This window comes from Brachybacterium paraconglomeratum (assembly GCF_039541415.1).
In the GTDB taxonomy this organism is placed as follows: domain Bacteria; phylum Actinomycetota; class Actinomycetes; order Actinomycetales; family Dermabacteraceae; genus Brachybacterium; species Brachybacterium paraconglomeratum_A.
Genome location: NZ_BAABGE010000002.1, coordinates 788,248 through 800,201, shown reverse-complemented (window position 1 = coordinate 800,201; position 11,954 = coordinate 788,248). Strand labels below are relative to the sequence as shown.

The 11,954-nt window shown below is 73.1% G+C and carries 7 protein-coding genes; all 7 read right to left on the bottom strand.

Features of this window, described 5'->3' with window-relative positions; genetic code table 11:
* Positions 1-10: 10 nt before the first annotated feature.
* Entirely contained in the window at positions 11-1,426 is a 1,416-nt protein-coding gene (locus ABD893_RS03495) for a UDP-glucose dehydrogenase family protein (RefSeq protein WP_345076150.1), read from the bottom strand.
* Positions 1,423-4,215: a phosphotransferase gene (locus ABD893_RS03490; protein WP_345076149.1), complete on the bottom strand. Its 2,793-nt coding sequence runs from the start codon at positions 4,213-4,215 to the stop codon at positions 1,423-1,425. The genes ABD893_RS03495 and ABD893_RS03490 overlap by 4 nt, the downstream gene beginning before the upstream one ends.
* Entirely contained in the window at positions 4,212-6,233 is a 2,022-nt protein-coding gene (locus tag ABD893_RS03485) for an ABC transporter ATP-binding protein (protein ID WP_345076148.1), read from the bottom strand. Before ABD893_RS03485 ends, ABD893_RS03490 begins: the two co-directional genes overlap by 4 nt.
* Positions 6,233-7,462, bottom strand: a complete 1,230-nt coding sequence (locus ABD893_RS03480) for a glycosyltransferase family 4 protein (RefSeq protein WP_345076147.1) — start codon at positions 7,460-7,462, stop codon at positions 6,233-6,235. The genes ABD893_RS03485 and ABD893_RS03480 overlap by 1 nt, the downstream gene beginning before the upstream one ends.
* Positions 7,459-8,874: a glycosyltransferase gene (locus ABD893_RS03475; RefSeq protein WP_345076146.1), complete on the bottom strand. Its 1,416-nt coding sequence runs from the start codon at positions 8,872-8,874 to the stop codon at positions 7,459-7,461. The genes ABD893_RS03480 and ABD893_RS03475 overlap by 4 nt, the downstream gene beginning before the upstream one ends.
* Positions 8,864-10,165 carry a glycosyltransferase family protein gene (locus tag ABD893_RS03470; protein WP_345076145.1) on the bottom strand — a complete coding sequence of 434 codons (1,302 nt, stop codon included), beginning with the start codon at positions 10,163-10,165 and terminating at the stop codon, positions 8,864-8,866. Before ABD893_RS03470 ends, ABD893_RS03475 begins: the two co-directional genes overlap by 11 nt.
* A 221-nt stretch (positions 10,166-10,386) precedes the next feature.
* On the bottom strand, positions 10,387-11,865 hold the full coding sequence (locus tag ABD893_RS03465) for a UDP-glucose dehydrogenase family protein (RefSeq protein ID WP_345076144.1): 1,479 nt from the start codon (positions 11,863-11,865) through the stop codon (positions 10,387-10,389).
* Between the last annotated feature and the right edge of the window lie 89 nt (positions 11,866-11,954).

Below are 11,954 nucleotides of genomic sequence, written 5' to 3'. Positions count from 1 at the left end.
CGCGGCCCGGTCAGACCAGGGCCGCCTGCGAACGTGCCGTGAAAGCACCGCCCCGCGCGGCCTTCGCGACAGACGGCCTGCCCGAGGGGAGCTCGGCCCGGCCGAGGGAGCGAATCTCCCAGCCGGCCTCACGCCAGGCCGACGGGTCCAGCACGTTGCGGCCGTCGATGAGCCGCGGCGAGGCGACCAGGGAGGCGGCCTGCGCCGGATCGAGGTCGCGGTACTCGTCCCATTCGGTGAGCAGCACGGTCAGCTCCGCCCCGCGCAGCGCCGCGTCGGTGTCCTGCTCGAGCTCGACCAGGCCACCGACGCGGCGGCGAGCATTCTCGAGCGCCTGCGGATCGGTGACCGTCACCTCGGCGCCAGCGGTGCGGAGGCGGGTGGCCACATCCAGCGCCGGGGAGTCGCGGGTGTCGTCGCTGTTCGGTTTGAACGCGGCGCCGAGCACGGTGATCCGTCGGCCCTCCACCCCGCCGAGCAGCTCTTCGGCGAGGGTGACGACGCGCTCGCGGCGCCGCTCGTTGACGGCGTCGACCTCGCGCAGGAAACCGAGGGACTCCCCCACGCCGTGCTCCTCAGCACTGGCCATGAAGGCACGGATGTCCTTGGGCAGGCAGCCGCCGCCGAAACCGACCCCGGCACGGAGGAACTTCGCGCCGATGCGGTCATCCATCCCGATCGCGCGGGCGACATCGGTGACATCCGCGCCGGTGACCTCGCACATCTCCGAGACCGCGTTGATGAACGAGATCTTGGTGGCCAGGAACGCATTGGCGGAGGCCTTGACCAGCTCGGCGGCCTCGTAGCCCATCACCAGGCGCGGCGCCTGGTGCTGGAGGACCCCGGCGTAGACGTCATCGAGCATCGCCACGGCCTGCTCGGCAGCGGGATCCTCCGGGTCATGCACCCCATAGACCAGCCGGTCCGGGGTCAGGGTGTCCTGGACGGCGAACCCCTCCCGGAGGAACTCGGGGTTCCACAGCAGGTACACGCCCTCGAGGTGGGAGAGGCGGGCGGCGAGTTTCCGGGCGGTGCCGGCGGGGACGGTGGACTTCCCGACCACCAGGGTGGGGGCGCCGCCACGGGCGGGCAGCACCTCGGCGAGCGCGTCGACGGCGGCCTCGAGGTGGGAGAGGTCCGCGCCGAAGCCGTCAGCCCGCTGCGGGGTACCGAGGCCCAGGAAGTGCACGTCGGCCCTGGCGAGGTCGGCGTAGTCGGTGGTGAAGCGCAGCCGCTCGGTCTCCAGCCCGGTGGCCAGGAGGTCCTCGAAGCCGGGTTCGTGGAAGGGAGGGATGCCGGCCTGGAGCGCGGCGATGCGCTCGGCGTCGATGTCGAGGCCGATCACGTCGTGGCCGAGCTCGGCCATGGAGGCGGCGTGCACAGCGCCGAGGTATCCGACTCCGATGACGGAGAGAGTGGTGGTCATCGCGACATGCTCCTTTCGAGCAGGGTGGCGGAGCCGCCCAGAGGGGTGGAATCTCCCGCGGGCGCGGGGGACGAGAGGGTAGAGCGACCGACGGGGGTCGGCCTGGTGGTGCGTCCCGCCGTGGGGCGGGGTTTCGCAGCGGAGTTGGACTGCGCAGCAGGGCGGGGTTTCGCAGCGGAGTTGGACTCCGCAACGGCGCCGGGCTCCGCAGTGGAGCGCGGAGCGAGGGCGGCAGCTAGCTGCTGCGCCGTCTCCCGCCAGCGCGGGCGGAAGGCGTAGACGCAGGCGAGCCGGGCGATGGTGCCGGATTCGTAAGCGGCGAGCGTCTCCGGGCGGATGCCCAGCTGGGCTGCGGCGCGGTCGATCTCCTCTCGCACCACCTCGGCCTGCTCGACGGACCAGATCTCCTGCAGCTCCCGCCAGGTGGCGTGGGCGCGCAGGTTCGCGGCGTCCAGCGCGGGATCGCCGAGGGTGGCGGTGTCGACGTCCAGCAGCGCGGGAGCCTCCCCCGCAGTCCAGAGGATCTGCTTGTCGTGCAGGTCGCGGTGGATGAGAGCGGGCCGCTCCACCTCGCCGAGGCGGCCGAGCTCGCGGCGGGCCGCGGCGATGGCCCGGCGACGGGCCGGAGCTCCGGCAGGGTCGACGGCGTCGGCGCGCAGGCCCCAGGCGGCGAGCACCGCGGCTTCGGCCTCAGGTCCATGCACCTCAGGGCTGCGGGTCTCCGCGGTGCGGCCCTCCGCAGTGCGGGTCTCCAGTCCGGCATCACCGCTCGGCAGGCGGGAGCTGCGGACCGCCGCTGACCAGGCCTCGAGGGTCTCGCGCCAGGCGCGGCGCCAGAGTCCGCCTGCGACGGGCAGTCCGTCGTGCAGGAGCGTGCCCGGCAGCTCGGAGAAGGTGACGGTGTCCTCGTCGGCAGCGAGCACGGTCGCGGTGCGGAAGGGTCCGGTGAAGGCTTCGGAGCGGTCGATCGCAGCGAGCAGCCGCTCGGCGCGGCCGGGGCGGACGATCTTCACGAAGTGCGCGGCCCCGTGCTCGTCGCGAGTGCGGACCACGGCGCGTTTGCCGGGGCGGTGGGAGACGACGACGGCCCCGGAGTGTGCGGTGAGCACCCGGGAAAGGCCCGGCAGCCGCGGATCGGCGCCGGTCTCGAACACGGTGACCTCGCCGGTGGCCGGGTCCAACCGAGCTGCGCGCAGCGGGGCGCCGTCCAGGGCGTCGTCCGTGAGCTCGAGCGGCAGACCGCGGCCGTCGTCGGCCCAGGCGCGGCGCACCGTGAGCTGACGTCCCTGATAGGGGACGTGCGCAGGAACCAGCGACGGCGCCGTGACGGGAGCCGTGACCGGGGCCTGAGACGGAGCCGGAGCCGGAGCCGGAGCCTGGACCGGAGCCGGGTGCGAAGCCTGCCTCGAGGCCGGGTACGGCAGGGGCAGCCGCTCGGGCCGGTCCAGCACCCTCTCCGCCAGCACGAGACGCTGTTCGATCGCCGGCAGCCAGTCCTCGCCGTACCGTCGCAGAGGATCCAGGGCGGCCGCGAGCAGGGCCCGAGCGGTCCAGGCCGCAAGCTCCTCCGGAGCGGGCAGGGGACGGCGCCGTGCGTAGCCGTCGAGGAAGGCGGCGGCCTGCTCCTCGACGCCGGCCACCAGGCACGAGGCGAGCCACGAGCCGAGGTCAGCGCCGACGGGGCCGAGGCCGGAGCGGTCCAGGTCCACCACGCGCAGGGGCAGGCGTCCCTCTCCGGGGACCGCGGTCTCGTCCACGGAGACCAGCACCTGATCGGGCGAGAGGTCGCCGTGGATCAGCGCGCGCGGCGCGTCGGCCGGGAGCAGCTCTCGCAGCCGGTTGGAGAGCTGCTGGATGCGCTGGGCACGGTGGGGCAGCAGCCCGGCGATGGCCCGGGTGGCCACCGGGAGGAGGCTCCCGATGCGTGCCGCGGGCAGGTCCCGGCCGGAGACGTCGGCCGTGTGCAGGCGGGCGATGACGCCGCCGAGCCGGGTGGCTGCCGGCATGGACAAGGGGTGGGAGGCGAGACCGGCGAGGTCTCCATCGCCCCAGCGTTCGCCGACGAGCACCGCACGGCGGCCGCGCCAGCTGCGCTGGTCGAGGGTGGGCATGCCCAGCTCGCGCCAGTGGGTGACGACCTGCAGCAGGTCGTCCAGCGGGCGAGCGGCCACGCGCAGCACCTCCCCGGTGCCGGGCAGCAGCAGCACCGCATGCCGGCCGGGGTTGTAGCTCAGCACCCGCGGGGCCGGGCCGCCCTGGTGGCGGCGCAGCACTCGATGGATCTCGGCGCCGAGCCGGGGATCGCTGTCGATCCCACCGCTGAGCAGGTACGGGGCGGGCTCGGCTGCAGACATTGCGGGGGTTGCGGGAGCTGCGGGAGCTGCGGGGGCTGGGGGAGTTGACGGGGGCGCAGGGCGGGGATGCTCGCGCACCGCGCTCCCGGTGCGGTCCGCGCGGCGCAGGATGTTCTCGCGCTTGTCACGGGAGCGGACCAGCTGTGCCCAGCCGACCTCAGCCAGTTCCCGGCCAGCAGTCGCCGGAGCAGTGCCGGGCGCGACACCAGCACCAGCACCAGCACCAGCACCAGCTTCAGCACCGGTCGCGCGGTAGGAGATCATCACCGAGGCGCCCGGCTTGATCCGCACCCGGTCCAGGTTCACCTCACGGCCCAGCAGGGTCGACAGGCGGGCTGGGTCCACCAGCGTCTCGGCTCCGTGCAGGTGGGCATGGTCCAGCAGGAGCTCGAGCGGGGTGCTCGCCGCGCTGGTGGGGGTCACAGTCGTGGTCATCGCAGAACCTCCTGGCTGCTGGGGTGCGGGATCGGCGCGCTGGGCTCGTCCGCGGTGTCGTCGCTGCGCTGCTCGACGATCCAGCGGGAGTAGTGGGAGTCCGGGTCCGCAGCGAGCTGCCGCGGGGTGCCGTCCTCGAGGATCCGTCCGTCCTCGAGCCAGAGCACCCGGTCCAGCCCCGCGACGGTGGTCGCGTCATGGGTGATGGAGATGGTGGTGCGGGAGCGTGCGAGCTCCCGCAGGGACTCGTTGACCTGGGCCTTCGCGGCCGGGTCGAGGCCGGTGGTGGCTTCGTCGAGCACCACCACGGGGGCGCGGCGGATCATGGCGCGGGCAATCGCGATGCGTTGGCGCTGACCGCCGGAGAGGGTGTCTCCGCGGTTGCCGAGCACGGTCTCGTAGCCCTCCGGCAGGCCCATGATGAAGTCGTGCGCGCCGGCGCGCCGGGCGGCCTCCTCGATCTCGGCGGAGGTGGCGTCTTGCCGGCCGAAGCGGATGTTCTCGCGCACCGACTCGGTGAACAGCACCGACTCCTGCGGGAGGATCGCGACGTGCCGGCGCAGGTCCGCGAGGCTCACCGAGCGGGTGTCATAGCCGCCCACACGGATCCGCCCCTGCTGCGGCTCATTCAGGCGCAGCAGGTAGGAGACCAGCGTCGACTTCCCGCCGCCGGAGGGGCCGAGGATCCCGAGGTGCTGACCGGCGGGGATCCGCAGGGACAGGGACTCGAAGAGGGGGCGGCCGTAGCCGTCGGGCGAGGTGATCGAGGAGAACTCGACGGTGCCGCGCACGTGGCGCATCGGCACCGGACGCTCGGGATCGGCGATCTCGATCTCTTCGTCCATGAGGTCGGCGATGCGCTCTCCGGAGGCGGAGGCGCGGGCGATGCGGCCGGTGTACTTGGCCATATCGCGCAGCGGCTTCATCGCGATCTTCAGGTAGGTCAGGAAGAGGACCATGTCGCCGGGGCTCATCGCCCCGCGCAGCACCTGCAGGCTGCCCACGACCAGCACAGCGCCCTGCGCGATGCCCACCAGGACATCCGTGGCGCGTTCGAGGCCGGCGGCCAGCTTCTTGGCCTTCACCCCGGCCTTCATGGCCTTCTCGTTGCCACCGGCGAACTCGTGGGCGACAGTCTTCTCCAGGCCGTAGGACTGCACCACGCGGATCGCGCCGAGCGCCTCGGCTGCGGCGCCCACCAGGGACCCCTCACCCTTGCGGGTGCTGCGAGAGGCGCGCACGATCTTCGGGGAGGAGCGGCGGGAGAGCAGCAGGTAGATCAGGCCCGTGGCGAGCACGATGCCGGAGAGGAAGGGATCCAGGATCACCATCACGACCAGCAGCACGGCGAGGGTGATGACGTTGCCGATCAGCGGCAGCCCGGCGGTGACGGCGACGTCCTGGAGCCGGCCCACGTCCCCCACCAGGCGCTGGGAGGTGTCGCCGATCGAGGCACGGGAGTGGTAGCGGAGCGACAGCGCCTGGATGTGGTCGAAGACGCGGGTGCGCAGCTCGGTCGCCACGCGCGCGCCGACCTTCGCGAAGGAGATGGTGGCGAGGTAGTTCGAGCCGGCGCGCCCGCCGATGATGATCGCGAGGCAGATCGCGGCGGCGATCACCGTCTGCTCGATGTTCAGCCCGAAGGGTGAGGCGTCCGAGGGCAGGTCGGCGCCGAGCGCCGAGGTGACCGCGTCGATCGCGTACTTCAGCGGCCAGGGCTCGAGCACCCGGAAGGCGACATCGAGCAGCAGCCCGACCATCCCCACCAGGCACAGCAGGAGGTGGCGCGGGAGGTGCGGGCGCACCACCTGGAGGGTGCGGCGCAGGGCCGACGGATCCAGGCGCTCCTTCTTCGGCACCGCCGAGGTGCCGAGGATGCGCCGCAGCGGGGAGTGCCGCTCGCTGCGGGGTGCGGGATCGCGCGGCGCAGAATCTTCCGCGGCGAGATCGCGGGATGCGGAATCGCGGGGTGCGGGATCGCGGGGGTCGATCCCGGTGCGCGAGGTGCCAATGGCCATCAGGCACCCGCCTCTGCCGGGCGCAGGGCCTCGGCCGGGTGCAGAGCCTCCGCCGGGTGCAGGGCCCCCACCGAATGCAGGGCCTCCACCTGGGCCAGCAGCTCACGGCAGCGGATCTGCCAGTCGTGCTCGCGCACCGCCGTCTCGCGGGAGCTCCGGGCGAGGTGGTCCCGGTGGGCGGGATCGGCGGCCAGCTCATCGAGCGCGGCGGCAAGCTCATCCACGTCCCCGGGCGTGACCAGCACGCCCAGTTCGCCCTGGCTGAGCAGCGCCGGGATGGTGCCGATCGCGGAGGCGACCGTGGGCAGTCCCGCGGCAAGGTACTCGTAGACCTTCAGCGGGGAGAAGTAGTGCTCCCCGGCCGGATAGGGGGCGGTCGCGATATCGAGCTCGTGCAGGATGCCCGGCACCAGTTCAGGGGCGACGGCGCCGCGGAAGCGGACCCGGTCGGCGATGTCGAGCTCGGCGGCGAGCTGCTCGAGCTCCGCCTGCTGCGGGCCGGTGCCGCAGATGTCCAGGCGCAGGTTCCCGCGGGTGCGGGCGAAGGCCCGCAGCAGCACATCGGTGCCATGCCACGGCTTCAGGGTCCCCACGAAGCCGACGGTCACCGGCGCCTCCGGTCCCGCAGCGATGACGGGACGGCTGCCCGGGGTGATGCGGCGGGTGTTCACGCCATTGGGGGTGACGACCACGCGGGCCGGATCCGCGCCCTCGCCGAGGGTCCACTGGGCCACGGCTTCGCTCACGCAGGAGATGAGGGTCGCGCCGTGCAGCTGGCGCTGGGTCGCAGCGAGCGCCCCGGCCTCGTCGGCCAGGCTGCGGTGCTGGCGCTGCTCGGCGATCAGCGGCGCGTTGACCTCGAGGATCGAAGGGATCGCCGGGCCGCCGAGGGCAGCAGGTGTCGAGAGCCGGGCGGCGGTGTCGGAGAACAGGGAGTAGCGCTCGTAGACCAGGTCGAAGCCGCCGGCGGCGATCTCCTCGGCGATCGCCGCGGAGGCCGCGGCCACGGCCTGCTCCCGCTCGGCGCCGCTGCCCTTGGGAAGACGATGACGGCGCACCTCGAGGTCGGCGAGATCGGCGGGGATGTCGTCGTTCACACGGGTGCAGAAGACGGTCACCTCGTGGCCGTCGGCCCGGAAAGCGCGGATGACCTCCTGGACGTGCACGGAGGCTCCCTTGGTGCCGAACACTCCGATGCCGGGGTCCAGCAGGGCGTAGGCGATCCTCATGACAGGGTCCTTCCGGCTGTGGCGACCGGCTGGGCGGCGGTCGAGGCCGTCGCACGAGCGACCGACGGGGCAGTCGCTCCGGCGGCCGACGGGGTGACCGGCTGGGCGGCGGACGGGGCCATGGCGGGCGAGAGCGTCTGCTCGACCCGCTGCAGCTCCGGCAGCTCGATCGGCTGGGTGAGAATGTTGCGGTGCGCGGAGCGCTCGGCCAGGGATCGCAGGTGGCGGGCCTGGGAGCGGGAGTCGTACTCCGCGGCGACCAGCTCGCGGGCTGCGTCGGTGAGGGCGGCCCGGTCCGTGGCCGGATCCAGCGCCTCACGGACGGCGCCGACCAGTGCGGGGGTGTCGCCGGTGGGGACCAGCCAGCCGGTCTCCCCGTCGAGGATCACCTCGCCGACGGCGGTGACGGAGGCGGCGACGCACGGGATGCCGGTGGCCATCGCCTCGAGCAGCACGGTGGGCAGCCCGTCGGCGTTGCCGTCGGCCCCGATCACGAAGGGGGCCACGAACAGATCGGCCTCATCCAGCAGGTGGCGCACCTCCTCCTGGGTGCGCGGTCCCAGCAGCTGGACCTGCTGCTGGAGGCCCAGCTCGTCGATCTTCGCAGCCAGCTGATCGCGCAGCGGTCCGTCGCCGACGATCTCGGCGCGCACCTCACGGCCCTCTTCGCGCAGGGCGTGAACGACGTCGATCAGCTGGTCGAAGCCCTTCTTCTCGACCAGGCGGCCCACCCCGAGCAGGCGCGGCACCTCGGCGAGGTCCGTGCGGCGGCGGTAGGGGAAGCGCTCGAGCTCGAGCCCGTTGCGCACCAGCTCCAGCCGGGCGGTGTCCTGGGCGCCGAAGCGTGAGTGCAGGTGGCGGCGGTTGTACTCGCTGATGGTGACGGCGTGGTCCGCGTCGCGCAGCTTCCGGGCGAGGTCCTCGTCCTCCACATCGCGGTGGAAGATGTCCTTGGCATGGGCGGTGAAGGAGTAGGGCAGGTCCGTGAGCAGGCCGGCCAGGCGCGCGACCGTGGTCGCCATCGAGGCGAAGTGGGCGTGGAGGTGGCTCACGCCGTACTCGCGGGCGAACATCGCGACGGCGAGCGCCTGCTCGGCGTCGTCCACTCCGGCGCGGACCAGCTCTCCGAGCTGCGCGGACAGTCCGGGGGCGAGCTCCGGATCGGCCATCGCCGCGACCCACACCTCCCAGAGGCGGCGCGGGCTCGAGGAGCGGCCCACCTGGATGACGGGGGCCTGGACCCGGGCGAGCTCGGGGTGGAAGCGGGCATCGGTCGGGGGGCGCAGGGAGAAGATCACGATCTCCTCGCCGGCGGCCTCGCGGGCCAGGATCTCCGAGACGATGAACGTCTCCGAGAAGCGGGGGTACATCTTCAGGACGTACGCGATGCGATGGGGATTCTCAGCCGACATGGCGGGACACCTCCGGGTGGGTGGGGACGGATGCGGGCGGGGGCTCGACGGTGGAGCGCGGCGCGGCGGAGTGCGTGGCAGCGGAGCGCGAGGCGTCGGAGTGTGTGGCAGCGGAGCGCGCGGCGGCGGTGAGCAGCTCTTTGGCGAGGTGGGCGACGATGTCGAGTCCGCCGAGGTCGATGTGGCTGCGGTCGGTGCGGGTGGTGACCGAGCGGTGCCACCAGGCGGAGATGTCCTGCGCGGTGAGGGTCTCGGGGTCACAGGTCTCGACCGCGCCGACGGCCGCGAGGGCCCGGGCGCGGCGCGGCTGCTCCTGGCGACGACGGTGGCGGGGCACGACGAGCGCCGGCGTGGACGTCGCCATGACCTCGGCGATCGTGTTGTAACCGCCCATGCACACCACGGAGACGGCGTCGGCGATCAGCTCGGGGACATCTGCGGCGCTGCGGATCACGGTGGTGGCCTCGCTCGCGGCGGCGGCCAGTGCACGGATCTCGGCGATGTCCTGCTCAGGCATCTGCGGCCCGGTGATCAGCAGGTGCTGATGCCCCTCGGGCAGGCGCGCGCTCGCAGCGAGGCGTGCGACCTCCACCCCGTCGGAGCCGCCGCCGAGGACGGTGAGTACGTAAGGCGGGGGCGGCTTCGGCGAGGTGCGACCGGGGCTCGCCGAGCGGCCGGCGGGGCGGCCGTGGGCGAGATATCCGGTGGGGGTGGCCAGCCGGGCGAGCGCGGGCGGCAGCTCACCGGTGAGGCGCGGATCGTAGACGTGGTGGTCGCCGTAGACCCAGACCGCGTCGAGCAGGGAGGCCACATGCTCGGCGCCGCCGAGGGCGTCCCATTCGGCGCTCGCCACGCGCGGGGAGTCGAGCACCTCGCGCAGGCCCAGCACGGTGGCGGTGCCCCGGGCGCGGAGGTTCGCGAGCACGGGCTCCAGCTCGCCGTCGATGCCGAAGGGGTGGCGGTCGGCGATGAACAGGTCCGGGTTCAGGGCGCTCAGTGCGGCGTCGATGGTGGCGCTGCGCAGGTCCCGCAGGGCGTCCGCATCCATGCCGAGGCGGCGCGGGCCGTAGCCGCCGCGGGTGCGGGTCATGCCCGGCAGCACCAGCCAGTCCCAGCCCTCAGGGAGCGGGTCGCGCCCGGCGTCGGGGTGGCCGGCGATCAGCAGGCCGCCGACGGTTCCGCCGGTCAGGGTCGGCAGGTGCGCCGCCAGCGCATAGGCGAGGGCGCGGTTGCGGCGGGCATGGCCCAGTCCCACGGAATCGTGGGAGTACAGCGCGATCGTGGTGTCCATCGGACTCTCCTGCTCGTTCGGTGACGATCAGAAGAATGCCGAGCGGCGATGAGGTGTCGATGAGTCGTCGATGAGGAGGCTCTCATCGCGCCGGTGCAGCAGTGACCTGGACTTACGGCGTGCGGTTCACCCGCAGTGGTCGAGAACTGGCGCCCTGGAGCACGCTCCGGCTATATCGCCAGAGCGTGCTCCCCAGCGCCCGTAGTCGACGACGCCGCGGGTCAGAGCAGAGCCGGGGTGGGGGCCGAGGCGGGGTCCGGGAGCGGAGCCGAAGTGGGGTCCGGGGTGGGGGCCAGGGCGCGGGTCGGGGTCTGCAGCGGGGTGGGGTCCGGGAACGGGGCGGGGTCCGGGAACGGGGCGGGGTCCGGGAGCGGGGCCGACCGGCCCAGTGCTCGCAGCTCCCAGCCGGCCGCCGTCCAGCGCCGCGGCTCGAGCACTGAGCGGCCATCGAGCATGCGTGGTGCGGCGACGAGCCCGGCGGCCCAGACGGGGTCGAGGTCGCGGTACTCGCGCCATTCGGTGAGCAGCAGCGTCAGCTCGGCACCGCTCAGTGCGGTGGCCAGATCTGCCTCCACGGCCAGGCCCGGCACGCGCTGGGAGGCGTTGGCCAGTGCCTGCGGATCGGTGACCGTGACCTGCGCGCCTGCCTGCAGCAGCCGATCGGCGACGTCGAGGGCCGGGGAGTCGCGCACGTCATCGCTGTCGGGCTTGAACGCAGCGCCGAGCACGGTGACCCGTCGGCCGCGGAGCCCGCCGAGCATCTCGTCCGCCAGCTCGACGGTCCGCACGCGTCGGCGCTCGTTGATCGCGTCGACCTCGCGCAGGAACCCGAGGGACTCCCCCACGCCGTGCTCCTCGGCGCTGGCGATGAAGGCACGGATGTCCTTGGGCAGGCAGCCGCCGCCGAAGCCCACCCCGGCGCGCAGGAACTTCGCGCCGATGCGGTCATCCATCCCGATCGCGCGGGCGACGTCGGTGACATCCCCGCCCACGGCCTCGCAGATCTCGGCGATCGCGTTGATGAAGGAGATCTTGGTGGCAAGGAACGCGTTGGCGGAGGCTTTCACCAGCTCAGCTGTCTCAAAGCCCATCACCAGGCGGGGAGTGTCTCGCGCCAGGATCGGGGAGTAGACGGCATCGAGCCGGCGCACCGCCGTCTTCCCCTGCGGGGTCTCCGGGTCGCGGACCCCGTAGACGAGACGGTCCGGCTCCAGGGTGTCCTTCACCGCGAAGCCCTCGCGCAGGAACTCGGGGTTCCACAGCAGCTGCACCCCCTCGACCTGCTCGAGACGATCGGCGAGCAGCCGGGCAGTGCCGGCGGGAACGGTGGACTTGCCGACCACCAGCGTCGGCGCACCGACGCGGGCCGGGAGCACCGCCTGCAGCGAGGCGGCGGCGGCCTCGAGGTGGGACAGGTCCGCGCCGTAGCCGTCCTTGCGCTGCGGGGTGCCCAGCCCCAGGAAGTGCACTTCGGCGCCGGCAAGATCGGCGTAGTCGGTGGTGAAGCTGAGCCTGCCTGCGGCGAGTCCGCGGCGGAGGATCTCCTCGAAGCCGGGTTCATGGAAGGGTGCCCGGCCCGCCTGCAGGGCGGCGACGCGCTCCGCATCGACATCCAGGCCGATCACCTCGTGGCCGATCTCTGCCATGGCGGCGGCGTGCACAGCGCCGAGGTATCCCACCCCGATCACGGAGATCATCATCTGACTCGCTCCCTTCCTCGCGGGGCCCGCGGCCGGGCCTTTCCTGCCACGGTGCCAGGCACAGGTGACGGCGAGGTGTCGCCGTCGTG